The sequence below is a fragment of the Streptomyces deserti genome, assembly GCF_054782695.1.
Window position 1 is genome coordinate 1,352,535 of sequence record NZ_BAAGRZ010000001.1, and the last position, 26,809, is coordinate 1,379,343.

A 26,809-nucleotide genomic window follows, 5' to 3' on the forward strand; every position below is an offset into this window, starting at 1 on the left:
CCCCGTGCCCCGCTTCAGCGTCATCGTCCCCGTCTTCAAGGTGCAGGGCTATCTGCGCGAGTGCCTCGACTCGGTGCTCGGGCAGTCGTACGGCGACTTCGAGGTGATCGCCGTCGACGACTGCTCCCCGGACGGCTGCGGTGCGATCCTCGACCAGTACGCCGCGCGCGATGCGCGGGTGCGGGTGCTGCACCTGCCGGAGAACGTCGGCCTCGGACGGGCCCGCAACGCGGGCCTGGAGGAGGCGAGCGGCGACTACGTCCTGTTCCTCGACAGCGACGACCACTACACGCCGGGCCTGCTGGCCGCCGTCGCGGAGCGTCTGAAGACGACCGGTGAGCCGGACATCGTGGTCTTCGACCATGTGCGCACCCACTGGTGGGGGCGGGGCGGGCGCAGTGTGACGGCCGACCTGCTGGCCGCCGCGGGCACGGACACGTTCAGCATCCGCGAGAGCCCGCAGTACCTGCAGCTGTTCCTGGTGGCGTGGAACAAGGCGTACCGGCGGTCCTTCTTCCTGGAGCACGGCCTGAGGTACGCCCCCGGCCTGTACGAGGACGCGCCCGTCACCTACCGGTCGATGGTGCTGGCGGACCGCATCGCCTGTCTGCCGCGGATCGGGGTGGAGTACCGGCAGCGCCGGCAGGGCGCGATCACCAAGACGCCGGGGCGGCGGCACTTCGACATCTTCCCGCAGTACGAGGGCCTGTTCTCGTTCCTCGAAGGGCGGCCGGACCTGGCGTGGGCGCGGCCTCTGCTGTTCGAGCGGGCGCTGGACCACATGCTGTTCGTGCTGGCCCGTGAGGACCGCGTGGCCCCCGCGGACCGCCCCGCCTTCTACCGGGAGATCCGCGCCTTCCACCGCCGTCACCTCCCGGCGGGCTTCACCCCGCCGGACGACGAGCGCGGCACCGAGATGCGGCTGCTGGCGTCGGCGCCCTATGCCTCGTACGCGGTGCTGCGCGGTCTGCGCGGGGTGCGCAGGGTGGCCGCGGGCGGTAAGCGGCGGGCGACGCGGGTGGCGGGGCAACAGGCCCGGCGGGCCTGTTACGCGGCCCAGCTCAAGCGCCCGCTCGACCCGAACCTGGCCGTGTACTCGGCGACCCACCACCAGGGCGTGTCCGGTGACCCGGCCGCGATCCACGCCAAGGCCCGCGAACTCGCCCCGCACATCCACGGGGTGTGGGTGGTCCGGGAGGACGCGGTGGACGCGCTGCCGCCCGGCATCGACCACGTGACGCCGGGTTCACGGCGCTACTACGCGGTGATGGCGCGGGCCACGTACTGGGTGAACAACGTCAACTGGCCCGGCACCCTGGTCAAACGCCCCGGCAGCGTCCACGTCCACACCCACCGGGGCACCCCGCTGAAGTACATGGGCGCCGACCTGCTGACCAAGCCGGGCGCCCGGCACGGCTTCGACGTGCCGCAGATGCTGCGCCGCGCCGACCGCTGGGACTACAGCCTGGTCGCCAACCGCCACTCCGAGCTGGTCTGGGACCGCGCCTATCCGTGCCACTTCACGTCCCTGCGCACCGGCAGCCCCCGCAACGACGTCCTGGTCAACGCGGGCCCGGGCGCCGGTGCGGAGGTCCGCGCCCGGCTCGGCATCCCCGACGGCCGCACGGTCGTGCTGTACGCGCCGACCCTGCGCGACTACCGGCGCGGCGGCCACGTCGACCGCCTCGACCTGGCCCGGTTCGCCGCGGACCTGGGCGAGGACCACACCCTCGTGGTCCGGCTGCACCCGTCGCTCGCGGCCGGCACGGCACGCGGCCTGGGCCTGGCGGACCTGCACGCCCGGGGCGTGCTGATCGACGCGACCGACGAGCCACACGTGGAGGACGTGATGCTCGCCTCCGATGTGCTGGTCACCGACTACTCGGCCCTGATGTTCGACTACGCCAACCTGGACCGGCCGATCGTCGTGCACGCCGACGACTGGGGCGCGTACGCGGCCAGCCGGGGCGCCTACTTCGACATCACCGCCGAGCCGCCGGGCCATGTCTCGCGCTCCTACCGGGAGCTGGCGTGGCTGTTCGCCTCGGGGGCGTGGCGGGACGAGGAGGCGGCGGGGCTCAGGTCCGGCTTCCGGGACCGGTTCTGCGAGTTCGACGACGGGCGGGCGGCCGAGCGGGTCGTACGCCTCCTGATGCTCGGGGAACGGGACGCAGACGGCGCGCTGCTGCCCGCGGCCCGCCCGGCCCCCGCCGTCCCCACCCGGCCCGAGGCGCTGATCGAGCGATGACCACACCCACCACCTCCCTGCCCGGCCGGCGCACGCCCCGGACGCGGCTGCCGGCGCCGCTTGCCGTGCGACGGCCCGCGCGGCTGTGGAGCACGGCGCTGGTCGCCGTGCCCACCGCGGCGCTGTTCGCGCTGGGCTACCGGCGGCGCTGGATCTGCGACGACGGGCTGATCTATCTGCGTCCGGTGCGGCAGATCCTGGCGGGCAACGGGCCGGTGTTCAACGTCGGGGAGCGGGCGGAGAGTTCGACGGGCACGCTGTGGCAGTGGCTGCTGGCGCTGGTCACCTGGGTCACCGGTGAGGATCCCGCGTTCCTCGCGGTCGGGCTCGGGCTGTTGCTGAGCACCGCCGGTTTCGCGCTCGCCCTGCACGCCGCCTGCCGCCTGTACCGCGGTGCCCGGCTGCTTCTCCCGGCGGGCGTGTTCGTGCTGCTGGCCGTGCCGCCGTTCTGGTCGTACATGACCTCGGGCCTGGAGAGCGGCCTGGGCACCTTCTGGACGGGCCTGTCGTGGTGGCTGCTCGCGCGCACCCGGCGCGGGCAGCGGGCGCGCGCGGCGTACGGAGCCGCCTTCGTGTGCGGGCTGGGTCCGCTGGTGCGCCCGGACCTGACGGTCGTCACGGTCTGCTTCCTGGCCGCCCAGTGGTGGCTGCTGCGCCCCTCCCTGCGGGGCGGTGCGGGGATGCTGGGCGCGGCGGGGGCACTCCCCCTCGCGTACGAGATCTTCCGCGCGGGCTACTACGGGGTCCTGGTGCCGCTGCCGGGCATCGCGAAGGAGGCGGGCGCGAGCAACTGGCGCCGGGGCGCCGCGTACGTGCAGGAGACGCTCGGCCCGTACTGGATGTGGCCCGCGCTCGTCGTGCTCGGCGCGGTGGCCGCCCTCGTGGTGCGGCGCACCCGGGGGCAGCGGCAGGCCGGGGATCCGGAGCGAGCCCCGCTGGCGGTGCTGCTGGCGCCGTTCGCCGCGGGCCTGCTGCTGGCGGGTTACGTGGTGCGCGTCGGCGGTGACTACATGCACGCGCGCATGATCCTGCCCGCCCTCCTGCTGCTGCTCCTGCCGGTGCTGGTCGTCCCGGCGACCCGGGCGACCGCGGTCGCGAGCGCCCTGCTGGCGGTGTGGCTGTGTGCGACGGTGAGCCCGCTGAGGGCACCGTTCGACGTGCGCAGCACACCGATGTCGTTCAACGTGCGCAGCTCCGACGTGGAAGGGCTCGGCGACCACAACCCGGTGCGCACCGCGACCTGGGTGGACAACTGGCCGGCCCTGCCCGAGGCGCGCGGCATGCTGGACGAGGCCGTGCACGGGCCCCGGCCCACGCTGCTGTACTTCGACGCCAAGCGCCGGCTGCACGCCGCGCCGATGCGTGCCGACTCGCCCTACCACGTGGTGATGGTCGGACGTCATCTCGGTGTCACCGGGGCGGCGGCGCCGCTCGACGCCTACGTCAACGACGCCTGGGGGCTGGCCAGCCCCATCGGCGCGCATCTGGAGCTGGAGCGGTGGAGCTGGCCCGGTCACGAGAAGTTCCTGCGCAACCACTGGGTCTTCGCGGAATGGGCGGTGCGGCGCCCGTCCGATGCCGACCTGGCCAGGGCCCAGACCTCGCACGAGGCGATCTCGGCGGCCCGCGCGGCGCTGCAGTGCGGTCGGCTGGCCGAGTTGAGGGAGTCGGTGCGCGCACCGCTCACCCCCGAGCGGTTCTGGCGGAACCTGACGGGTGCCGTCGAACGCACCCAGTTCCGCTTCCCCCGCCCACCGGTGGCCGCGGAGCGCGAGCTCTGCGGGAAGTGACGCGGTCGTCCTCCCGCGATGTCACTCGTCCACCCTCGATGGGACTCGTCCACCCGCGACACTCGTCCACCCGCGATGTCACTCGATGAAGTGACGGGCGTCATGCCGTTGCCGCCCTCGGGAACATTCGGCCCATGGCCCAGACCCTTCCGATCCTTCCCCGTCCCGCACTCCGATGAGAGCCGGACTCCTCATCCGGCGGACCCTTCACGGCGCGACGGCGCTGCGCGGCGGCCGTACGTGGCGCCCCACGCCCTACCAGGTCTTCGGTGGCCTGTTCTGGGTGGTGATGACGCTGGCGTACTGGCGGATCCCGCTGTGCTGCGACGCCGGGCAGCACGCGGCGGTCGTCGAACGCCTCAAGGCCGACCTGCTCCACCCGGCCCACACCATGGCCGACCTGCCGGGCGCGGGCAGCCCGTACTACGGGCCGTACGCCGTCGCCCAGGGCGTCCTCGCGCGGCTGACGGGGCTGTCCGGCTGGGAGGTCGTCAGGCTGGCCGGGCCGGTGCACCTGGTCGTGCTGCTGACGGGGATCGGCCGTTTCGTGCGGGTCCTCACCAGCCGCCGGTGGGCGCCGGTCCTGGCGCTGCTGTTCATGACGGTGTTGTGGGGCACCGCGCGGATCAAGTGGAGCGGCTACCTCGGGCTGATGGCGATGACGTCGAACCTGGGCTATCCGTCCGCGTTCGCGATCGGGCTGACGTTCTGGGCGTGGGCGCTGACGTACACGCGCGCGCGTGGCGGCAACCCGGTCCGCACGCGCGCGCGTGCCGGTGGGCGGGCCGTCCGGTTCGTCGGTCCCAGCGGGCTCGGGAGCCGGTGGGGGTACGCCGGGCTCGGCGCGCTGTACGGCCTGATCCTGCTCACCCATCCGGTGACGGCCGCTCCGGCGCTGATCGGGGCGGTGGCGATCGTGGCGGCGGTGCAGCGCGGGTGGCGCCGGCCGGTCGTCGGCCGCTGGGCGCTCGCGGGGGCGGCGACCGCGGCGGTCGCCCTCACGTGGCCGTACTACGACGTGCTGTCGCTGGTGGGCGACACCGGCATGGACGCGATGCACCGCCGGCTGTACGAGGCGATGCTCCAGAACTCCTGGCTGGCCCTGCTCGCCGGCGCCCCCGCGCTGTGGCTGCGCGCCCGGCGCTCGGCGCGTGACCCGCTGGTGCTGATGTTCGTGCTGGAGTGCCTGGTGCTGGCGTACGGCTGGGTGAGCGGGCACTACACGTACGGCAGGGCCCTGTGGGCGGCGCTGGTGCCGCTGCAGTTCGCCCTGGCGGTGGAGCTGGCGGCGCCCCGGCCGTGGAGGTGGCCGAGGCGGATGCTGGGCACGGTGGCGGTTGTCGGGGCGGGCATCGGGTTCTTCACCGTGCACGCCGGGGCGGTCGTACCGCGCTCGGTGGATCCGGTGGGGTTCACGCAGCCGACGCGCTGGCCGACGTACGAGTGGGCGGCGCGGCACATCGGGCCGGGCGAGGTGGTGATCACCGACGGGTACTTCGCCAGTCACGTCATCGCCGGGTACGGGCCGAACCTCGCCGCGCCCATCTGGCCCGACCCCGCCCTGGACGAGCGGGCGCGCAAACGCCGGGCCGCCGACGTCCGCGCCTATCTGGCCCCCGGCTCGACCCGCGCCGAGCGTGCCGCGATCGTCCGCCGCTACCACGTGCGCTGGCTGCTGCTGACGCGCTGGACCCCGGTGCCCGAGGAGGCCGTGGTGGTGGCGTGGAGCAGGCGGACGGGGGAGGTGCTGGCGCGGGTCGGCGGGTGATGCCGGCTCTTACTCGATGACGAGGTCGACGTCGATGTTGCCGCGAGTGGCGTTGGAGTACGGGCAGACCTGGTGGGCCTGCTCGACCAGCTTGCGGCCGGTCGCCTCGTCCACGGACTCCGGCAGCTCGATGCGGAGGGTGACGGCGAGGCCGAAGCCCTCGCCCTGCTTGCCTATGCCGACCTCGCCGGTGACGGCGGCGTCGCTGACGTCCACCTTGGCCTGGCGGCCGACCAGCGCGAGGGCGCTGGCGAAGCAGGCGGCGTAACCGGCGGCGAAGAGCTGCTCCGGGTTGGTGCCCTGGCCGTTGCCGCCGAGCTCCACCGGAGGGGCGAGCTGCACGTCCAGCTTTCCGTCCGAGGTGTAGGCACGGCCGTCACGGCCGTGGGTGGCGGTGGCGACAGCGGTGTAGAGCGCGTCCATGTGGAGACCATCCCTCTCGAGTCACGTTCCGGCGGCCTGCTCCGGCCGCCGACACCCTAAGTAGAGCACACAATCAAATTGTGCGCAATCAAATGGCGGGCAAGAGCTATCCTGGAGGCATGAACACGCCGCGGACCCCCGCCCCCGACCGGAACCGGCCGGCCGAGGACTGGCTCCACCTCGACCAGCAGATCTGTTTCTCCCTGCACGCGGCGTCGCGCGCCTTCAACGGCGTCTACCGCGTGCTCCTGAAGGACCTCGGGCTCACCTACCCGCAGTACCTGGTGATGCTGGTGCTCTGGGAGCACGGCGCCATGCCCGTGAAGAAGCTCGGCGAGCACCTGCGCCTCGACTCCGGCACGCTCTCCCCGCTGCTCAAGCGGCTGGAGTCGGCCGGCCTGGTGCGGCGGGAGCGCAGCGCCCGCGACGAGCGCTCGGTGGAGGTGGGGCCGACCGAGGAGGGCGCCGCGCTGCGCGAGCGGGCGCTCGAGGTGCCGCGCCGGATCGCCGCCGCGACCGGGTTCGACACCGACGAGATCCGCGCCCTGCGCACCCGCCTCGACGAACTCACCACCGCACTGGACGCGGCCGCGCTGTCGGAGACGCCGGGCTGCTCGTAGGCGGGGACACGGGGTTGCTCGTGGCCGGCGACAGCGGGTTGCCCGGAGCCGTGCGGCGGACGTAGAGGCGGAGGACCACGCCGTGACGGACGTGCTCCTCACGGGGGGTGAACTGCTCCTCGAGGACCGTGAGTTTGGCGCGCTCGGTCGGGTCGCGGGGCTGCCAGCCGGGGCGCAGCGCGTACGGCTCGGCGACGACCCAGACGCGGTCCACCGAGGCGAGCCGGTGCCGAAGCTCCTGGGGCGTGGCCTCGCGGCCCCACAGCGTCCCGGAGCGGGGACCGGGCTCGCCGAGCGCGATGTCCCAGGTCCGCCGGAACCCCTTCGGATACGCCAGCGCCGCGAGCCGCCCGACCGACGGCAGGAACAGCACCGGATCGCCGGGGCGGATCTGGCGCGCGGCGAGCGAGGCGACGACGGCGAGGTTGTCGGGGCGGTGGTCCGGGGACCGGTCGTGGCGGTGCAGGGGGACGTGCTTGAGGAAGGCGAGCGTGACGGCCAGGACGCCGCCGAGACCGACGACGACCCGGTACACGCGGCCGTGCGCCCGCCGCCCGCCGAACCGCAGCCGCCCCACGGCCCCCGCCAACCGGTCCGCCCCGGCAGCCACCAGCAGCGGCGCCCCCGCCAGCGCGTACAGCACGTACCGGTCGTGGTACAGCGGCCGGACCTGTGAGACCACCATCAAGATCCCCGGCGGCACCACCAAGAGCGGGAACGCGACCATCGCCGGCCGCCGCGCCCCCAGTCCCGCCACCAGCAGCAGGACGGACGCCCAGAACACCGCGCCCCGCGGGCCGACGGCGACGTTCCGCGCCAGTCCCTCGACCCGCTCCCACCCTGGCGCCACCAGCCACCCCACCTGCCCCGACTGCCCCATGGACACCCACACCAGGGGCAGCAGGACGACGGCCACCGCGCCGACCGCGCGCCCCCACCCCCACCACACGTCCCTGCGCACCCGCGCCAGCCCCAGCGTCACCGCGTGCGCGCAGACCACCAGCACGGCCAGTTCGTGCAGCAGACAGGTCACGGCGAGGACCAGCCCGTACGGCCACCACCGCCCCGCCCGCCCGTCCACCGCCCTCACCAGCAGCAGCGTCGCCCCCGCCACCCCCGCCGCGACGAGCGCGTACGAGCGGCCCTCCTGCGCGTAGTGGCCGGTCATCGGCGTGACCGCGTAGAGCAGACCGGCCCACAGGCCCACCCGTGGCCCCGCCAGGCGTACGCCGAGGGCCGCGACCAGGCCGGCCGTCGCCGCCGCCGCGCACACCGAGGGCAGGCGCAGGACGACCTCGCCGGGATGGACGGCGAGGACGGCGTGCATGAGCAGGTAGTACAGGCCGTGCACGGCGTCCACGCTCTGCACCAGCCGCCAGATCTGCGGCACCGTCCGTCGCGCGACCTGGAACGTGACGCTCTCGTCGCCCCACATGCCGCCGCGGTCCAGGCCCCACAGCCCGATCGCGAGCATCCCGGTCACGGGCACCGCCACGGCCACCGCGCCGTGGACCCGGTCGGCCCTCCTCGCCTCTCCGCTCACCACGAGCGCGATTCTGCGCCGCCTGCGAGCCTTTATCGATGATTGATGGTGTGTTAGCACTTTCATGCCATTCGCCCGGCTTACGATCCGCGGTGATGAGACGTCGCTTCCTCACCCTCACCGCCGCCTGGCTCGCCACCCGCGCCGCGATGCTGGTCCTGCTCGCGTACAGCGGGCTGCCCCTGCTGGGCGGGGGCGCCGCCGCGCGCGAGGTGTGGCACCTCTACCACCACTGGTACGGCGTCCTGATGCACAGCGCCTTCCCGGCGCACGACCCGCGCTGGCAGTACCCGCCGGGCGCCGGCTCGGTGCTGCTGTCGCCCGCGCTGCTGCCGTGGCTGACGTACTTCCAGGCGTTCGTGGTGCTCGCGCTCGTCGCCGACGCGGCGATCACCGCGGCGCTCGCCCGCGCGGGCACCCGCCCCGGGCACAGCCTGCGCGGCGCCGCCCTGTGGACGGGCGGCCTCCCGCTGCTGCTGCACATCCCGCTCGTCCGGTACGACACGCAGGTCACCGCGCTGGCCGTCATCTCCCTGTTGACGTTGTCGCGTTCCCCGCGCGCGGGTGGCGTCTTCGCGGCGCTGGGCGCGCTCGTCAAGGTGTGGCCCGCACTGGTGCTGCTGGGCACGCCGAGGGGGCGGGCGACGCGTTCGGCGTGGACGTGGGCGGCCGCGACCGGGGCCCTGTCCTTCCTGCTGCTCGCGACCGCGTTCAGGAACCCGCTCGCCTTCCTGCGGCAGCAGGGCGACCGGGGCGTGCAGATCGAGTCGCTCGGCGGAACGGTGCTCTCCTTCGCCACGCGCGCCGGCTGGCCCGGGACGGTCCGCTACCAGTACGGGGCGCTGGAGTTCACCGGACCTCACGTACGGACCGTCGCGGACTTCTCTCTCGGGCTCACCGTGGCCGCCTTCGCGCTGCTGGCGCTGTGGCGGCTCCGGGCGCGGCGCTGGACGCCGGCGACGCCGTACGACGCGGCGCTGAGCGCGGTGCTGCTGTTCACCGTCACCAGCCGGGTGATCAGTCCGCAGTACATGATCTGGCTGCTGGGCCTGGCCGCGGTGTGCCTGGCCTCCCGGCACACCGTGCAGCGCCCGGTGGCGGTGCTGATCGTGGCGGCGACGGCGGTCACCGCCGTGGCGTACCCCGTGCTGTACGACGAGGTCCGGAATTCCACCTGGACGGGCTGCGCGCTGATGCTCGTCCGCAACGGGCTGCTGGCCACGGCCGCCGTGCTGTCCTTCGTCCGCCTGTGGCGGTCGAGCAGACCCCGGCGGGGAAAAGCGGCAGCCGAAAGTGAACCGGGGTCCGGTGTGGACCGTCTTCACCAAGGGGTACCAAGCACCACGTAACGGGTTCAATCACGCACGCTCGTGACCACTTCCGCGCATCCGGCACAGGGACGCCCATGAACGCTCCCCCTCCCCAGGTCGCCGTCGCCGTCGTCGTCATCGGCTACGACGACGCCACCCATGTGACGGACGCCGTGCGCTCGGCGCTCGCGCAGGGTCCCGCCGTGCGCGAGGTCGTCGCCGTCGACGACTGCTCGACCGACGGCAGCGCCGAACTGCTCACCCGCCTCGCCGCGACCGAGCCGCGCCTGAAGGTGGTCCGGCGCCGGATCAACAGCGGCGGCTGCGGCAGCCCGCGCAACACCGGACTCGACGCGGTGACCTCGCCGTACGTGATGTTCCTCGACAGCGACGACGTGCTCCCGCCCGGCGCGGTGGACGCGCTGCTCGCGGCGGCCGAGCGGGAGGGGGCGGAGGTGGCGGGCGGACTGTGTGTGCGCCGGGAGCTGCCCTCGGGACGCGAAGTGCCGTGGGAGGAGCGCCTGTACGCGGAGCACGCCGTCATCGCCCACCCGGCTCTGCGCCCGCGCCTGGTGCACGACACGCTCTGCGTCAACAAGCTCTACCGCACCGGCTTCCTGCGCGAGCACGGCATCCGCTTCCCCGAGGGCCGCTTCCGCTACGAGGACGTCGTCTTCACCGCGCGCGTGCTGGCCGCCGGCCCGCGCATCGCGCTCGTCCCCGACCGGGTGTACGTGTGGCACGTACGCCGGTCCGCCGAGCGGCTGTCGATCTCACTGGACCGCGCGGGCGTCGGGAACTGGCGGGCGCGCACGTACGCGTGCCGGCTGGCGTACGAGATCCTGCTGGGTGCCGGGCACAAGGAGCTCGCGCGGGCGGCCCGCGCCAAGTTCCTCGACCACGACCTGCGCATGTACGTGCGCGAGCTGGGCCTGCGCGACGCGCACTACCGGCGCGCATGGTGGGAGCTCACGCGGACGCACCTCGCGGAGTACGACGCGGCCGACTGGGCGCGCAACCCGACCGCGCCCGGCCGCCTGATCGGGCGGGTCGTCCTGGCCTCCCCCGAGCCGCGCGACCTGCCCCGCCTGCGGGAGCTGGCGGCCCGCCCGGCCCGCCTGCTGCCGCCCTACACGCGCACCGCGGACGGCACACCCGTCTGGTCGGGCGACCTGCCCCAGATCGCCCTGGACCCCCTGCTGACCCGCCCCGTCCACCTGCTCCCCCTCGCCGTCGACGCGGAACTGCGCCCACGCGCGCGTGGCACCCGCCTGCGGCTGCGCCTGCACGAGCTGTACGGCCGGCTGGAGGCGGCGGGCCCGGAGGCGCTGGAGGTGGAGTGGCGGCGACGGGAGGACGGCCGGACGGGGACACGCCGTACGACCGCGCTCACGCGGACGGCCGGCACCTGGTCGGCCGAGACGACCGTGGACCTCGCGGACCTGGCCCGGTACGGCGCGGGCACCTGGGATCTGCGCCTGCGCGTCCGCTTCCGCGACGGCACGAGCCGCGAGCTCACGGCGCACGCGCTGACGGGCGCCGGTCTGCTGCGCCGCCACGCCGTCCCCAGCGCCCGGCACGGAGTGGTCCTCGTACAGCCCTACGCCACGCACTCCGGCGCGCTGGCACTGCGCGTGGCGCCCGGCGTACGCGGCGTGATGTCGGTCGTACGCGGAAGACTGCGGCGCCTGCTTCACTGATAGCCGGGCCACACCGGCACCACGTACACGCACCACCCACCGGGCCAACTGACGAGGGGACGGCCGCACATGACCTGGTTGATCACCGGCGGCGCCGGCTACATCGGGGCGCACGTCGTCCGGGCGATGACGGAGGCGGGGGAACGGGCGGTGGTGTACGACGACCTGTCCACCGGCATCGCCGAGCGCGTGCCCGACGGAGTGCCGCTGGTGGTGGGCTCGACCCTGGACGGCGACCGGGTCGCGCGCGCCCTCGCCGACCACGGCGTCACCGGAGTCGTCCACCTGGCGGCGAAGAAGCAGGTGGGCGAGTCGGTGGACCTGCCGCTGCACTACTACCGGGAGAACGTCGAGGGCCTGCGCGTCCTGCTGGAGGCGGTGACGGCGGCGAACGTGCCGTCCTTCGTCTTCTCCTCCTCGGCGGCGGTGTACGGCATGCCGGACGTGGACCTGGTGACCGAGGAGACGCCGTGCGCGCCGATGTCGCCGTACGGGGAGACGAAACTGGCCGGCGAGTGGCTGGTGCGGGCGACGGGCCGGGCGGCCGGCCTGTCCACGGCGTCCCTGCGCTACTTCAACGTGGCGGGCGCCGCACGCCCCGAGCTGGCGGACGTCGGCGTCTTCAACCTCATCCCGATGGTCTTCGAGAAGCTGACGGAGAACGCCGCTCCGCGGATCTTCGGCGACGACTACCCGACCCCCGACGGCACCTGCGTCCGCGACTACATCCACGTCGTGGACCTGGCGGAGGCCCACGTCGCGGCGGCCCGCGCGCTGCGGGTGTCCCCCGGCCGCGACCTGACCCTCAACATCGGCCGGGGCGAGGGCGTCTCCGTCCGCGAGATGATCGACCACATCAACGCGATCACCGGCTACGACCGCCCGCCCACGGTCACCCCACGCCGTCCCGGCGACCCGCCCCGCGTCGTCGCCTCAGCCGACCGCGCCGCCGCCGAACTGGGCTGGAAGGCTCGCCACGACGTCCAGGACATGATCACCTCGGCGTGGGAGGGCTGGGTGCGCCTGCATCCGGAGGCGGCCCGCGGCCAGTAGCCGCGTGACCCGCATCACAGCCAGGATCCACACTGATCAAGTTTGACCAGCGACAGGGAGAGGTATTGCTCCCTCGGCAGCCAACTAGGCAAACTTGACTAGTTGGCGGATCCGCCTCCCGCACCGTCCCGAAGGAGCCCGCATGACCTTCCTGCCCGACACCGGCTACACCCCGACCGCCGAAGACCGCGCGAGCCTGGACGCCTGGTTCGCGGACTACGACGCGGCGAGCGCCAAGCGCGATGTCGAGCGCATGGCGGACATGGCGGTGTTCCCGCTCAACCTCGTGAGCGACGACTCCGCGGGCGACGGTCGATCGGCGCAGTGGGGCCGGGACCAGTTCGTCGCGACCATGACCCAGGTGATGGGCGAGGGAAGCCAGGACATCACCTTCGAGTCCACCCGGACCCCGGTATTCCTGTCCGCCTCGATGGCCGTGGTCTTCACGGACTCGACCATGACCGTGGACGGCCACTCCCAGCAGCTCCGGTACGCCGACATCCTGCTCAAGCGGGACGGGAAGTGGGCTTTCCAGACCATGATCCAGGGCGGCTGGGGAGACAACCTGTAACTCCGGCCGGCGGCCACCGGTGCGCCGGGCTCCGGCGTCGGTGACCGCCGGTCTCGCCAGGGGCCGCCCTCCGGCCCGGCGCGCCGGGCTCCGGCGCCGGTGGCCGCCGGTCTCGTCAGGGCCGCCCCTCCGTGTGCCGACCGCTTGCTCAGGACCTCCGCTCTCGTGAAGGCGGGAGCGGGGGAGGCACCCCGCCGCACCGGGCCGCGCACCCACCCCGCCTCACAACGCCTTCAGCGCCCCCGCCGTGGCCCGGGCCAGCGCCGCCAGATACCCCTTCGGCAGCTTCGGGCTGCGGATCACCACCGAGCGCCAGTACAGGGGCCCCGAGATCAGGTCGAGGGCCAGGTCGTGGTCGAGGCCCGCACGAACCTCACCGCGTCGCTCCGCCGCCGTCACGATGCCGCTCGCGACCCCGTCCTGCCCTTCCCTGAGGGCCTTCTGCAGCGCCTCGGCGATCTCGGGGTTGCGGGCCGCCTCCGCCTGGAGGTCCGGGATGATCTGCGAGGCCACGGGGTGGCGCAGGGCGCGGGAGGTCACCTCGTACAGCAGCCGCAGGTCGCCCTCCAGGGAGCCGGTGTCCGGCGCCGGCAGGCCCTGCACGGCGAGCGCCGAGACGATGTCCAGGACCAGGTGCAGCTTGGAACGCCAGCGCCGGTACACCGCGGTCTTGCCGACGCCCGCCCGGCGCGCGATCCCTTCGATCGACATCCGCGCGTAGCCGACGGCCGCGAGCTCCTCGAAGACGGCCGCCCGGATGGCCTCCGTCACATCCTCCCGCAGCACGGCCGCCCCCGCGGGGGCCCGGCGGCGCGGACGCGGCTGGGGCTCGTCGGCGTTCGTCGTCATGCCGACCAGCATAGGGCGTAGCGACGAAACGGTTGCGTTCCGACGTCCGATCGGCCTACGCTCGCGTTGCGACGATACGGTCCCGTCCCGACGTAAGAGGACGTGAAGAGTCACGTAAGGAAACGCCGGGCGACGGACGCGGAAAGCCGCGCACCCCCCTCCCCCGAACGAAAGCAGCGGATGTGAGCCAGGTCCTCCACACACCGCCCCCGACGCCGGTACCGGTCCCGGCCGACGACGACCTCGCGGCCCTCGCCGCCCGCCACGGCCTGACGGTCAGCGGCGCCCGCCCCTCACTGCCCGCGTACGTCCGCCAGCTGTGGGCGCGCCGCCACTTCATCACCGCGTTCGCCACCGCCAAGCTCACCGCCCAGTACAGCCAGGCGAAGCTCGGCCAGGTCTGGCAGGTGATGACGCCGTTGCTGAACGCGGCGGTGTACTACTTCATCTTCGGCGTGCTGCTGCAGACCAAGAAGGGCGTGCCGGATTACGTCCCCTTCCTGGTCACGGGCGTCTTCGTGTGGACGTTCACGCAGAGCTCGATCATGGCGGGCACCCGCGCCATCTCCGGCAACCTCGGCCTGGTCAGGGCCCTGCACTTCCCGCGCGCCGCGCTGCCGCTGTCGTTCTGCCTCCAGCAGCTCCAGCAGCTGCTGTTCTCGATGGCCGCCCTGGTCGTCATCCTGCTCGCGTTCGGCGTGCCGCCGGCGGCGTCCTGGGTGCTGGCGATCCCGGCGCTGGTGCTGCAGTTCACCTTCAACGCGGGCGTCTCGATGGTCATGGCCCGGCTGGGCGCGAAGACCCCGGACATCGCCCAGCTGATGCCCTTCCTGCTGCGCACCTGGATGTACGTCTCGGGCGTGATGTGGAGCATCGACCACCTGCTCAGCCGGCACGACGGTCTGCCGTCCTGGGTCGGCCCCGCGCTGCAGGCCAACCCGGCCGCGGTCTACATCGACCTGATGCGCTTCGCCCTGATCGACAGCTTCCACGCGAGCCAGCTCCCGGCCCACGTGTGGGCGATCGCCACCGGCTGGGCGCTGCTCGCCGGCGTCGGCGGGTTCATCTACTTCTGGAAGGCTGAGGAGACCTACGGCCGTGGCTGAGAACGCTGAGAACGCCGAGACCGGCGAAAACATCCGGACCCCTGAGAACACTGCGACCACGGAAAACAACGGCAGGGTCCCCACCGTCATCGCCGACGGCGTCGACATCGTCTACCGGGTCAACGGCACCGGCGCCGGACGCGGCTCCGCGACCGCCGCCCTCAACCGCATCCTGCGCCGCAGGCAGACCGAGCAGGCGGCCGGTGTGCGGCGGGTGCACGCCGTGAGGAACGTGTCCTTCGTCGCGTACAGGGGCGAGGCCATCGGGCTGATCGGCACCAACGGCTCCGGCAAGTCGACCCTGCTGAAGGCCGTCGCCGGACTGCTCCCCGTCGAGAACGGCCGTATCTACACGGGCGGCCAGCCGTCCCTGCTCGGCGTGAACGCGGCCCTGATGAGCGACCTGACCGGCGAGCGCAACGTCCACCTCGGCGGTCTCGCGATGGGCATGTCCCGGGAGCAGATCAGGGAGCGCTACCAGGAGATCGTCGACTTCTCCGGCATCAACGAGAAGGGCGACTTCATCACGCTGCCGATGCGCACGTACTCCTCCGGCATGGCCGCCCGGCTGCGCTTCTCCATCGCCGCCGCCAAGGACCACGACGTCCTGCTCATCGACGAGGCCCTCGCCACCGGCGACCGCTCCTTCCAGAAGCGCTCCGAGGACCGCATCCGCGAGCTGCGCAAGCACGCGGGCACGGTCTTCCTGGTCAGCCACAACAACAAGTCGATCCGCGACACCTGCGACCGGGTGCTGTGGCTGGAGCGCGGCGAGCTGCGCATGGACGGGCCGACGGAGGAGGTCCTCAAGGAGTACGAGGCGTTCACCGGGGACAAGTCCGCCAAGCCGAAATCCAGGCCGAAGCCTCCGGCTCCCAAACCGGCGCACAGGGAACCCGACGGGAGCAAGGTGCCTCTTCCCTCGTGAGGCGCACTCCGGTCGGCCCGTTCATCGCATTGGTGTCACTATGACCGGATAGGCGGGTCTGGAGTGACGAGATGAAGGAGTCCCCGCGATGCCCGAGCTCAGCGTCATCGTCCACGGGCCGAACACGCAGGACCACCTGACGGAACTCCTCGACTCCCTCGCCGCCCGCCCGCTCCCGGACGCCGAGGTGATCGTGGCGGCGGTCGGCGACTGGGCTCGGGAGACCGCCGAGCGGCACGCTCCCGACTTCCAGGTGCTGCCCCTGCCGGACGGCACGGGCGACGCGGCGGCCCGGGCGGCGGGGGCCGCGCGAGCCGACGGACGGTGGCTGCACTTCGTGCACGCCAAGGACGGGCTGCCCGCCGGCGCCCCGCGCACCATCGCCGAGCGCACCGCCGAACTCCCCGATACGGTGGACGTCCTGCTGCTGGACCACGTCCGCAGCACCTGGCACACCTCCGGCCTGCCCTCCCCCGACGGCCCCCTCCTCGCCCGCGCGGGCCGCGCCGACCTCGCCCTCGACGACTGCGCGCGCCTGCTGCGCCTGACCCCGCTGCTCGGCACCCGCGCGATACGCACCGGCTTCTGGCGGGCGCACCAGGAGCGGCTGACCACGGACGACGAGCCGTTCGCCGCGTACGCCGCCCTGCTGCTCGCCGACCGGGTCGCCTGCCTGCCCCACGTCGCCTACGAGGACCGCCGACTGCGCCGCGCGAGCCTCCCGCCGGTCACCGCCGAGCAGCGCTACGCCCTCGTCGACCGCTACGAGACACTCCTGGACCTCACCCGGGACCGCCCGGCCGCGCACGCCGTGCTCTACGACGTCATGGTCCGCGACTGTCTGCGCACCTTCGCGCGCGGCGACATGCCGGAGGAGGTCGCGCGCGAGTTCTTCCGCCGGGCCTCCCTGGCGGCCCTGCGCCGCCGCCCCGAGGGCCACCTCCGCCCCGTCGGCCTCGAAGGCGTCCGCCGCTCCCTCCTCGAAGAGGGCGCCTACACCAAATACCGCGCCTTCCAGGCCGCCAACCGCACCCGCCGGGCCGCCAAGTCGGCGCTGCGGACCCGTAAACGCCAGGTCGGGGCGAAACTCCGCGACCACCAGTACCGCAGGGCGCTCGGCCGCCCGGTCAACCCCCACCTGGCCGTCTTCGCCGCCTACTGGAACCGGGGCGTGGCCTGCAACCCGGCCGCGATCGCCGCCAAGCTCGCCGAACTCGCCCCGCAGATCCACCCGGTGTGGGTCGTGACGGCGAACAACGCGGCCCTCCTCCCGCCCGGCACGGACCACGTCGTGCCCGGCAGCCGCCGCTACTGGGAGGTGCTGGCGACCGCCAAGTACCTGGTCAACAACGTCAACTTCCCCAACGAGGTGATCAAACGCCCCGACGCGATCCACGTCCAGACCCACCACGGCACCCCCCTCAAGCGCATGGGCCTGGACCAGATGCAGTTCCCGGCCGCCGCTCAGGGCCTGGACTTCCGGGCTCTGCTGGAGCGCATCGACAAATGGGACTACAGCGTCTCCTCCAACAGCCACACCACCCGCATGTGGGAGCGGGCGTACCCGTCCCGCTACGTCTCCCTCGACCACGGCTATCCGCGCAACGACGTCTACTACACGGCCAGCGCCGAGCACATCCGCGCCGTGCGCGACCGCCTCGGCATCGCCCCGGGCCGCCGGGCGATCCTCTACGCGCCCACGCACCGCGACTACGAGGCCGGCTGGACCCCGCGCCTGGACCTCGCCGCCCTCGCCGACCGCCTCGGCGAGGACACGGTGCTCCTGGTCCGCGGCCACTACTTCTACGACCGCACGGTCTCCCCGCTCACAGGCCTGCGCCGCACCGGCCGCATCATCGACGTCTCCCCCTACGACCCGGTCGAGGACCTGTGCCTGGCGGCGGACGCCCTGGTCACGGACTACTCCTCGATCATGTTCGACTACGCCAACCTCGACCGCCCGATCGTCGTCCACGCCGACGACTGGGAGACGTACCGCACCACCCGCGGCGTCTACTTTGACCTGATGGCGGAGCCTCCGGGCGCGGTGGCCCGCACCCAGGAGGAGCTGACGGAGATCCTCACCACCGACGCCTGGCGCGACGAGGGCGCGGCGAAGGCGCGGGCCGCCTTCCGGCGGCGGTTCTGCGAGTACGACGACGGACGCGCCGCCGAACGCGTCGTACGCCGGGTCTTCCTCGGCCAGGACGAGGAGCAACTGCCGCCGGTCCTGCCGATCGAGGAACGCGCCCCGGCCCCGAGCCCGCAGGAGGCGACCGCATGAGCAGCCCCGAAGCGCCCGATGTCACGGTGACGGTGATCGTCCACAACGACGCCGAGCGCCTCCCGCGGGCCGTCGAGTCGGTCCGCCGCCAGACCCACGCCAACCTAGAAATCATCATCAGCGACGACCACTCCACGGACGACACCCCGGCGGTGGCACGGCGGTTGGCGGCACAGGACCCCCGTATCCGCGTGGTCCGCCTGGAGCAAAACAGCGGCGGATGCAGCGCACCGCGCAACCGCGGTCTGGAAACCGCCCGGGCCCCGTACCTGATGTTCCTCGACAGCGACGACGAACTCCCCGACGACGCCGTCGCGTTGCTGCTGGCCGCCCACCGCGAGCGCGAGATCGACTTCGCGATGGGCGCGGTGGAGCGGATCCGGGTGGACAGCGGGCGCCGCTCGACGTGGATGCCGCACCTGGTGGCCGAGCGCCGCACACTCGACGGCATCCAGGCCGATCCCCGCCTGTTCTTCGAGCACCTGGCGACCAGCAAGATGTACGCCCGCGCCTTCCTCGACCGGCACGAGCTGCGCTTCCCCGAGGGCATCCACTACGAGGACCAGCTGTTCTCGGCGCAGGCGTACTGCCTGGCCAAGACGTTCACGATCATCCCTGAGCCGGTGTACCGCTGGTACGTGGCCCCGTACGCCTCCTCCGACGCGGCCTCGATATCCAACCAGCGGCACAAACTCACCAACGTCCGCGACCGCATCCACGTCCAGCACCTCATCGACGCCTTCCTGGCCGACAGCGGGCACGAGTCGCTGCGCGAGGACAAGGACCACAAGTTCCTCAAGCACGACTTCCGCATGTACGCCGGGGACCTGCCGTTCCGGGACGAGGAGTGGCTGGCGTCCTTCGCGGACCTGGTCAACCCCTACCTGGCGACCCTGGCCCCCGGCGCCTACGCCCGCCTCCCGCGCGCCGAACGCGTCGTCCTCCAACTGGTCCGCGACCGCCGCCTGCCGGACGCCCGGCTGGCGGCCCGCGGCCTCGGCCACGGCGTCGCGCCGCGGGAGGTCACCACCGACGCGGAGGGCCGGATCTACTGGGGCGACCGGATCCCGGAGTCGGCCGAGGCCCGCCGCGAACTGGACCTCTCCGACCTGGAGCTGGACACCCGCCCGTTCTTCAGCGCCCAGTTCCGGCACGAGATCACGGAGCTCACGCGGGGGCCGGGCGCCTCGGTCGACCTGACCGTCCGCACGTACGACCCCGGCCTGCGCCTCCCCGTCGGCTGCCAGCGCGCAACGCTGCTGCTGACCCCCGGCCGACGCCGCCTGAGGATCCCCTTCCGCCTCTCCCCCATCCGCCCGGGCGTGTTCGAGGGCCAGGTCCACCTCGACCTGGCGACGGCTCCGGTACCGGTCCACGGCTTCGCCGGCGTACGCCACCCCCTGCTGCGGCTGGAACACCGGGGTCAGGTCAACACGGGCCTGCTGCTCGCCCCCCTCGCCTTCCCGTCCCTGAGCGCCCACGTCGCCTACCACGGCGGCATGTCCCCCCACCGCCTGACCGTCGAACCGGAGGGCCACGGCCCGGGCCGCCTCCAGATCCGGTGGGAACCGGTGGGGGTGACGGCGAGGCTCGTACGACCGCTGGTACGACAGGTGGCTCGTCCGAAGGTGAAGCGGGCGGCACGGTTGGTGGCGAGCGCGTTGCGGGCCTAGCTGCGGGCAGTCGTGCCGCCGGGGTGATGGGGGTCCTCCCTGCTCGAGGGAAGTCGGGCCGCGGCGCCGGGTTGCGCAGCCACCCCCGCCTCAGCCACGTCATCCCGCAACCCAGGGGCCCCACGCCACACCCGCTCCAGCGCCAGCGGCACACCGATCACGGGGATCAGCCACACCAGGACGTACAACCGGTCCTGCTCCCTCGCGACCGGATGCGCCACCGTCGTCGCGAAACCGACGAGCCCCACGGCGATCACGCACATCGCCACCGGCACCGAACGCTTCCACACGCCCCACACGCCCACCACCAGCAGAAAGAGCAGCGCAGGCGCCAAGGCCTCCTTCTGGAGCCACTGCCACCAGTACTGGTGGTTCAGGCGGACGAGGGCAGGCCACGGGTCGGCGATCTCGGGCCGGGTCCAGTGCAGGGTGAAGGTGTCCTGCAGGGAGTCGGTCATGCCGGGCAGGCCCAGCGCCTTGCTCAGGACCAGCGCGGTGAGTGTGCCGCCCGCCGAGAGCCCGGCCAGCCACCACGTGCCGCGGTGCCGGGTGCGGCGGACGAAGAGCAGCGAGGCGCACGCGGCGGCCGCCAGGAGGGGGGCCGCCATCAGGAAGCTCGCGTACTTGACGGCAAGTCCGTATGCCAGGGCCGTGGTGAACAGCAGCGCCCCGGGCAGCACCCGGCGCCGCAGCAGCCACACGGAGGCCAGCAGCAGCGCGGTCATCAGCGCGAGGGCCGGGCCCTCGGTGAGGGGCCGACCGCCCCAGGCGGCGAGGGGCGTCACGTAGCAGAGGATCTGGCCGAGTACGGCGGCGGGAGGCGGCGCGCGCAGTGCCCGCAGCAGCACGTACACGAGGTAGCCGGCGAGGGTGGTGAAGGCGAGCGCGACCAGCGTGAGTCCGGGCTTGGCGCCGAGCAGCGCCACGAACGGGGCGGCGATCAGCGGGTATCCGGGCCGGGTGTCGAAGATCCTCTCGTAGCGCGGGTCGGTGGGCGTGAGCCCGTCCGCGTACTTCTTCTCGCACCGCGCCGCGTACTCCGCCTCGCGGCCCGGCGCGCGGAACTCCAGCTGGTCGAGCATGCGGTTGCGGTGGACCAGCCTGGCCGTGTCCGCGCAGTAGGCGGCGACGGCCTTGCGTGTCGCCTCGCGCGGGGAGTCGCCGAGGAACTCGTACGCCTCGCGGGCGTAGCGGTAGGAGTCGTTGGAGAAGCGGGTGGCCGGGTAACCGAAGACGTGCAGCAGTACGAAGGCCACCGCGACGAACGCCGGGAGCGCCCGCGGCAGCCGGCCACGCGTCTCAGCGCTCGGCATGCCGGAACACCCACGTGCGGTAGACGAGGAAACGGAAGACGGAGGCGAGGACGATCGACAGGGCCTTCACGGCGTTCGACTCGACGGGTCCGTGCAGTCCGAGGCCGTGATATCCGAGGTAGAACAGGCCGCTCTCCATGACGACGCCGAGTCCGCTGAAGACGAAGAACAGCAGGACCTGGCGCCGGGTGCGCGCGGCCCGGTCGCGGTAGGTGTAATAGCGGAAGCCCAGGTAGTTCGTGCCCATCGCCACGACGCTGGCCAGCACCGTCGCCACCATGGCGGGCCAGGCCAGGCCGTGCAGCAGCACGTTGAAGACCAGGAAATTGACCGCGACGCCGCTGCCGCCGACGATCCCGAAGTTCACGACTTCCAGGACGACACGCTTCACGGGCCGGGCAGGAGCGGCCACCGGCTGCTCGGACAGGTTGACAGTCACCTAGTAAGCCTTAGCCGGAATCGGTAAGTCCTCCACTCGAAACCCCCTAAGGCACGCCAAGAAGGCCCGCACGACACGAAGGCGCCCCGGGCGATCACGGCCCGGGGCGCCTTCATGCTCGTACCGCCCTTACGAGTGCGTCCGCAGCAGCGTGCGCATCGTGCGCATCGCCACCGACAGGTTGGCCAGGTCGAACGAGTCCGAGCTCTGGATCTCCTCCAGCGTGGTGCGCGCCCGGCCGAGGATCGCCGCGTTCTTCTGCTCCCACGCCTCGTAGCGCTGCTCCGGCGTCGACGAGCCGTTGCCCACCGCCAGGACGTCGGCCGTGAGCGCCGCGTGGGCCGCGTACAGGTCCTCGCGGATCGCCGCGCGGGCCATGGACTGCCAGCGGTCGGCGCGGGGCAGCTCGATGATGCGGTCCATGAGCTGGGTGATGCGCAGCCGGTCGGCGAGGTCGTAGTAGACCTCGGCGACGTCCAGCGGCTCCCTGCCCATGCGGTCGGCCACCGAGACGATGTCGAGCGTCGGGAAGGCGGAGGAGAACCCGGCCACGCGGGTGGCCAGTTCGTCCGGGACGCCGACGCCGGTCAGCTCGTCGAAGATCTTCTGGTACCACTCCAGGTCCGCGCCGCGCAGCAGCTTCGGCAGCTGGGCCCAGACCTGCTCGACACGGTCGGAGAAGAAGTCCACCGTCTCGGCGAGCTGGAGCGGCTGCGGCCGGTTGTTGAGCAGCCAGCGCGTGCCGCGCTCCACCAGGCGGCGGGAGTGCAGCCGGATACGGGTCTGCACGGCGGCCTCGACCTTGTTGTCGAGGGCCTCGACCCCGTCCCACACGACGGCCGAGCGGAAGATCGCGCGGGCCACGGTCTGCGCCCGGACGATCTCCTCCAGCGAGGCACCGGTCTCCTCGCGCAGCCGGTGCAGGTACGTCGTACCGCCCGTGTTGACCGTGTCGTTGACCAGGACGGTCGTGGTGATCTCGCGGCGCAGCGGGTGGGTGTCGATGCGGTCGGGGAACTGCTCGCGCAGCGCGGTGGGGAAATACGTGTGCAGCAGGCCCTTGAGGTACGGGTCGTCGGGCAGCGAGGTGTGCAGCAGCTCCTCGGCGACCGTGATCTTGGTGTAGGCCAGCAGGACCGCCGTCTCCGGGCCGGTCAGGCCCTGGCCGGAGGCGAGCCGCTCGCGGATCTGGCGGTCGGTGGGCAGGAACTCCAGCGCCCGGTCGAGGTGGCCCTCGCGCACCAGGTGCTTCATGTAGCGCTGCTGGGCGTGGAGCATGTCCTTGGACTGGGCGAGCGCGTTGGCGATCGCCGTGTTCTGCGCGTAGTTGTTGCGCAGCACCAGGCGGCCGACCTCGTCGGTCATCTCGGCGAGCAGCTTGTTGCGCTGCTTGACGGTCATGTCGCCGTCCGCGACCAGGCCGTTGAGCAGGATCTTGATGTTCACCTCGTGGTCGGAGGTGTCCACGCCCGCGCTGTTGTCGATGGCGTCGGTGTTGATCCGGCCGCCGTGCAGGGCGAACTCGATCCGGCCGAGCTGGGTCAGGCCCAGGTTGCCGCCCTCGCCGACGACCTTGACGCGCAGGTCCCCGCCGTCGACGCGGATGGCGTCGTTGGCCTTGTCGCCGACGTCCGCGTGGGACTCGGTGGAGGCCTTGACGTATGTACCGATGCCGCCGTTCCACAGCAGGTCCACCGGCGCCTTGAGGATGGCCTTCATCAGGTCGGCCGGGGTCATCTTGGTGACCTTGCCCTCGATGCCGAGGGCCTCGCGGATGTGCGCGTTGACCGGGATCGACTTCGCGGTCCGCGGGAACACGCCGCCGCCCGGCGACAGCAGCTCCTTGTTGTAGTCCTCCCAGGACGAGCGCGGCAGCTCGAACAGGCGGCGGCGCTCGGCGTAGGAGACGGCCGCGTCCGGGTTCGGGTCGACGAAGATGTGCCGGTGGTCGAAGGCGGCGACCAGGCGGATGTGCTCACTGAGCAGCATGCCGTTGCCGAACACGTCACCGGACATGTCGCCGATGCCGACGACCGTGAAGTCCTCGCTCTGCGTGTCCACGCCCAGCTCCCGGAAGTGCCGCTTGACGGACTCCCAGGCGCCGCGGGCGGTGATGCCCATGCCCTTGTGGTCGTAGCCGGCCGAGCCGCCGGAGGCGAAGGCATCACCGAGCCAGAAGTTGTACTTCTCGGCGACCTCGTTGGCGATGTCGGAGAAGGTCGCGGTGCCCTTGTCGGCGGCGACGACCAGGTAGGTGTCGTCCTCGTCGTGCCGTACGACGTCGGCGGGCGGGACGACCTCCCCGGCCACCATGTTGTCGGTGATGTCGAGCAGCGCCGAGATGAAGGTCTTGTAGCAGGCGATGCCCTCGGCCATCCACGCGTCCCGGTCGACGCTCGGGTCCGGCAGCTGCTTTGCGACGAAGCCGCCCTTCGCGCCGACCGGCACGATGACGGTGTTCTTCACCATCTGCGCCTTGACCAGGCCGAGGATCTCGGTGCGGAAGTCCTCACGGCGGTCCGACCAGCGCAAGCCCCCTCGGGCGACCTTGCCGAAGCGCAGGTGCACGCCCTCGACGCGCGGCGAGTACACCCAGATCTCGAACGCCGGGCGCGGTGCCGGCAGGTCCGGGATGGCCTGCGGGTCGAACTTCATGGAGACGTAGTCGTGCGGCTTGCCGCCCGCGGCCTCCTGGAAGAAGTTCGTGCGCAGCGTCGCCTTGATGACGGTGAGGAAGGACCGGAGGATCCGGTCCTCGTCGAGCGAGGCCACCTGGTCGAGGGCCGCGTCGACCTCCTCCAGCAGGGCGTCGACGATCTCGTACCCGGCGCGCTGCCGGTCCGGCGACATCCGCGCCTCGAACAGGGAGACGAGCAGGCGGGTGGTGTGGACGTTGTTGCGGAGGGTGTCCTCCATGTAGTCCTGGCTGAAGGTCGACCCCGCCTGGCGCAGGTACTTGGCGTACGCGCGCAGTACCATCGCCTGCCGCCAGGTCAGCCCGGCGCTCAGCACGAGCGCGTTGAAGCCGTCGTTCTCCGCCTTGCCGGTCCAGGTGGCGGCGAAGGCGTCCTGGAACCGCTCGCGGGCGTCGTCGCCGAAGGAGGCCGCGCCGCCCTTGGGGGCCGGCATGCGCAGACCGAAGTCGTAGATCCACGCGACCCTGCGGTCCGCGCAGCGCAGCTCGTAGGGCCGCTCGTCGACGACCTCGACGCCGAGCCGGTTGAGGACCGGCAGCACGGCCGACAGGGAGATGGCGTCGCCCCGGCGGTAGATCTTGAACCGGCGCTCCTCGGGCGTGGCGCCCACCGGCTCGTACAGGCTGAGCGCGAAGTTCCGCTCCTCGTCGAGCTGTTCGAGGTGGACGAGGTCGGCGACCGCGGCGCGCGGGGAGTGGTCGGCCTTGTAGCCCTCGGGGAAGGCGTTGCCGTACCGGCGCAGCAGCTCGGCCGTGCGCTCCTCGCCGAGCTCGGCGTTGAGCGCCTCGGCGAAGCCGTCCGCCCAGGAGCGGGCCGCCTCCACCAGGCGGGCCTCGATGCGCTCCTTGTCGAGGTCGGTCAGGTGCGGCAGCTCGGTGCCCTGCGGGACGCGGACCACGAAGTGCAGCCGGGAGAGGATCGACTCGGTGTTCCAGGCCGTGAAGTCGACGCTGGTGCCGCCGAGTTCCTCCTTGAGGATGTCGATGATCCGCAGGCGTACGCCGGTGGTGTAGCGGTCGCGCGGGAGGTAGACGAGGGCCGAGTAGTAGCGCCCGTACTCGTCCTGGCGCAGGTAGAGGCGCAGTCGGCGCCGCTCCTGCAGGTACAGCACGGACGTGACGATGGACTGGAGTTCGTCGGCGGGCGTCTGGAACAGCTCGTCGCGCGGGTACGTCTCCAGGATCTGCAGCAGGTCGCGCCCGTCGTGGCTGTTGGGCGAGAACCCGGCGCGCTCCAGGACCTCCTCGACCTTGCGCCGGATGACCGGAACCCGCCGCACGGACTCGGTGTAGGCGGCGGACGAGAACAGTCCCAGGAAGCGCCGCTCGCCGACGACATTGCCGTCCGCGTCGAACTTCTTGACGCCGATGTAGTCCAGGTACGACGGCCGGTGCACGGTCGCCCGGCTGTTGGCCTTGGTCAGCACGAGCAGCTTGTGCTCGCGCGCCTTGGCGCGGGCGTCGGCGGGCAGCCGCTCGAAGGACGGGCTGACGGGGTGCTTCTCGTCCTCGGCGTGGTGCGGGTCGGAGCGCAGTATGCCGAGGCCGGTGCCGGGGACGGCGGCCAGCGAGTCGTCGTCGCGCAGCTGGTACTCGCGGTAGCCGAGGAAGGTGAAGTGGTCGTCGGCGAGCCAGCGCAGCAGCTCGCGGGCCTCCTCGACCTGCGGTCCGGGCAGGTCGGCGGGGGTGGGCTCGTCCGGCAGCCCCTCCGCCAGCCGGATGGCCGTGTCCCGCATCTTGCCCCAGTCCTCGACGGCCTCGCGGACGTCGGACAGCACGCGCAGCAGGTCGGCGGTGATCTGCTTGAGGTCGCCGCGGTCGGTCTCGCGGTCGATCTCCACGTGGATCCAGGACTCGACGTGCGCGTCGTGCGGGAGCTCACCGGTGGGCCGGGTGGGCAGCACCTCGATCAGCCGGCCGGTGACGTCGCGCCGCACGACGAACTGCGGGTGGATGACGACGTGGATCCCGCGCCCCTGCCGCGTCAGCTCGTTCGTCACGGAGTCGACGAGGAAGGGCATGTCGTCGGTGACGACCTCGACCACGGAGTGGCTGCAGGTCCACCCGTTCTCTTCCACCGTGGGTGTGTGGACCCGCACGTTGGCCGTGCCCTGGGGGCGGTTCTCGGCCAGCCGGTAGTGCGAGACAGCGGCTCCGAAGACATCGACCGGGTCACGGTCGGTGAGGTCCTCCGGGGCGGTGTGCAGGTAGTAGCGCTGGAGGAACGCGAGGACGGACTCGCTGTCCGGGGTCTCCGGAGTGCCCTCGCTCGTCGTCCCGGTCGGTAGGTGCCCCCCGACCGGGCTGTTCTCAGCTACCCGGGCGGCCCTCTCGAGCAGCTCGGCCTTGGCTTCGTCCAGCTTGGTCTGCATTGTCCTCTGGCTCCTGTCGCGCGCCGTTGCGTGACGTAGAAGGAAGTACGGTCTCTGCGCTTACGACGTCACGCCGTGACGCGGGGTGTCCGGTCTGTTCCGACGCTATGCCGCAAGGTGAGAA

18 protein-coding genes are annotated in these 26,809 nt (G+C 72.3%); 12 read left to right on the forward strand and 6 right to left on the reverse strand.

Annotated features, from left to right (window positions below; translation table 11 throughout):
• Positions 1-4 precede the first annotated feature (4 nt).
• From ACYVMZ_RS06095 to ACYVMZ_RS06105, 3 genes are all read left to right on the forward strand, one after another.
• Positions 5-2,248: a bifunctional glycosyltransferase/CDP-glycerol:glycerophosphate glycerophosphotransferase gene (locus tag ACYVMZ_RS06095; RefSeq protein WP_461076176.1), complete on the forward strand. Its 2,244-nt coding sequence runs from the start codon at positions 5-7 to the stop codon at positions 2,246-2,248.
• Entirely contained in the window at positions 2,245-4,038 is a 1,794-nt protein-coding gene (locus ACYVMZ_RS06100) for a hypothetical protein (RefSeq protein WP_461076178.1), read from the forward strand. The genes ACYVMZ_RS06095 and ACYVMZ_RS06100 overlap by 4 nt, the downstream gene beginning before the upstream one ends.
• 175 nt (positions 4,039-4,213) lie before the next feature.
• Complete coding sequence (locus tag ACYVMZ_RS06105) at positions 4,214-5,806, forward strand: hypothetical protein (protein WP_461076180.1); 1,593 nt, start codon at positions 4,214-4,216, stop codon at positions 5,804-5,806.
• A gap of 9 nt (positions 5,807-5,815) precedes the next feature.
• Here ACYVMZ_RS06105 and ACYVMZ_RS06110 read toward each other — a convergent pair whose 3' ends face one another.
• Complete coding sequence (locus ACYVMZ_RS06110) at positions 5,816-6,229, reverse strand: organic hydroperoxide resistance protein (RefSeq protein ID WP_461076182.1); 414 nt, start codon at positions 6,227-6,229, stop codon at positions 5,816-5,818.
• Between the two features lie 119 nt (positions 6,230-6,348).
• Here ACYVMZ_RS06110 and ACYVMZ_RS06115 point away from each other — a divergent pair, with 119 nt between their 5' ends.
• Entirely contained in the window at positions 6,349-6,849 is a 501-nt protein-coding gene (locus ACYVMZ_RS06115; RefSeq protein ID WP_461076184.1) for a MarR family winged helix-turn-helix transcriptional regulator, read from the forward strand.
• On the opposite strand, the gene ACYVMZ_RS06120 is transcribed toward ACYVMZ_RS06115, so the two are convergent.
• A complete protein-coding gene (locus tag ACYVMZ_RS06120) occupies positions 6,797-8,323 on the reverse strand; it encodes a glycosyltransferase family 39 protein (RefSeq protein ID WP_461076372.1) in 1,527 nt (508 codons plus the stop codon). The two genes, ACYVMZ_RS06115 and ACYVMZ_RS06120, sit on opposite strands and share 53 nt — an antisense overlap.
• Before the next feature lie 164 nt (positions 8,324-8,487).
• Here ACYVMZ_RS06120 and ACYVMZ_RS06125 point away from each other — a divergent pair, with 164 nt between their 5' ends.
• The 4 genes from ACYVMZ_RS06125 (at position 8,488) to ACYVMZ_RS06140 (ending at position 13,026) form a co-directional block, all read left to right on the forward strand.
• Positions 8,488-9,741, forward strand: coding sequence for a glycosyltransferase 87 family protein (locus ACYVMZ_RS06125; protein ID WP_461076186.1), 1,254 nt, complete (start codon positions 8,488-8,490; stop codon positions 9,739-9,741).
• Between the two features lie 56 nt (positions 9,742-9,797).
• Complete coding sequence (locus ACYVMZ_RS06130) at positions 9,798-11,402, forward strand: glycosyltransferase family 2 protein (RefSeq protein WP_461076188.1); 1,605 nt, start codon at positions 9,798-9,800, stop codon at positions 11,400-11,402.
• A 69-nt stretch (positions 11,403-11,471) separates the two neighbouring features.
• Positions 11,472-12,455 (forward strand): UDP-glucose 4-epimerase GalE, encoded by a 984-nt coding sequence (galE, locus tag ACYVMZ_RS06135; protein WP_461076190.1) that lies wholly within the window; start codon positions 11,472-11,474, stop codon positions 12,453-12,455.
• Between the two features lie 142 nt (positions 12,456-12,597).
• Entirely contained in the window at positions 12,598-13,026 is a 429-nt protein-coding gene (locus tag ACYVMZ_RS06140; protein ID WP_461076192.1) for a nuclear transport factor 2 family protein, read from the forward strand.
• 222 nt (positions 13,027-13,248) lie between these two features.
• Here ACYVMZ_RS06140 and ACYVMZ_RS06145 read toward each other — a convergent pair whose 3' ends face one another.
• Complete coding sequence (locus tag ACYVMZ_RS06145; protein ID WP_461076194.1) at positions 13,249-13,875, reverse strand: TetR/AcrR family transcriptional regulator; 627 nt, start codon at positions 13,873-13,875, stop codon at positions 13,249-13,251.
• A gap of 182 nt (positions 13,876-14,057) precedes the next feature.
• Between ACYVMZ_RS06145 and ACYVMZ_RS06150 the strand changes: the two genes are divergently transcribed.
• The 4 genes from ACYVMZ_RS06150 to ACYVMZ_RS06165 all read left to right on the forward strand — a co-directional run bounded on the left by ACYVMZ_RS06150 (position 14,058) and on the right by ACYVMZ_RS06165 (position 19,866).
• Entirely contained in the window at positions 14,058-14,981 is a 924-nt protein-coding gene (locus ACYVMZ_RS06150; protein ID WP_461076196.1) for an ABC transporter permease, read from the forward strand.
• A gap of 31 nt (positions 14,982-15,012) precedes the next feature.
• Positions 15,013-15,909: an ABC transporter ATP-binding protein gene (locus ACYVMZ_RS06155; protein WP_461076374.1), complete on the forward strand. Its 897-nt coding sequence runs from the start codon at positions 15,013-15,015 to the stop codon at positions 15,907-15,909.
• Between the two features lie 88 nt (positions 15,910-15,997).
• Entirely contained in the window at positions 15,998-18,193 is a 2,196-nt protein-coding gene (locus tag ACYVMZ_RS06160) for a CDP-glycerol glycerophosphotransferase family protein (RefSeq protein WP_461076198.1), read from the forward strand.
• Positions 18,190-19,866: a glycosyltransferase family 2 protein gene (locus tag ACYVMZ_RS06165; RefSeq protein ID WP_461076200.1), complete on the forward strand. Its 1,677-nt coding sequence runs from the start codon at positions 18,190-18,192 to the stop codon at positions 19,864-19,866. The genes ACYVMZ_RS06160 and ACYVMZ_RS06165 overlap by 4 nt, the downstream gene beginning before the upstream one ends.
• Here the strand turns inward: ACYVMZ_RS06165 and ACYVMZ_RS06170 are convergent.
• The 3 genes from ACYVMZ_RS06170 to ACYVMZ_RS06180 all read right to left on the reverse strand — a co-directional run bounded on the left by ACYVMZ_RS06170 (position 19,863) and on the right by ACYVMZ_RS06180 (position 26,685).
• Positions 19,863-21,179 (reverse strand): hypothetical protein, encoded by a 1,317-nt coding sequence (locus ACYVMZ_RS06170; protein WP_461076202.1) that lies wholly within the window; start codon positions 21,177-21,179, stop codon positions 19,863-19,865. The genes ACYVMZ_RS06165 and ACYVMZ_RS06170 overlap by 4 nt on opposite strands.
• On the reverse strand, positions 21,166-21,618 hold the full coding sequence (locus tag ACYVMZ_RS06175) for a GtrA family protein (RefSeq protein WP_461076204.1): 453 nt from the start codon (positions 21,616-21,618) through the stop codon (positions 21,166-21,168). Before ACYVMZ_RS06175 ends, ACYVMZ_RS06170 begins: the two co-directional genes overlap by 14 nt.
• A 129-nt stretch (positions 21,619-21,747) precedes the next feature.
• The gene (locus tag ACYVMZ_RS06180; protein WP_461076206.1) at positions 21,748-26,685 is read right to left on the reverse strand and encodes an NAD-glutamate dehydrogenase; all 4,938 of its coding nucleotides are present in this window, start codon (positions 26,683-26,685) and stop codon (positions 21,748-21,750) included.
• Between the last annotated feature and the right edge of the window lie 124 nt (positions 26,686-26,809).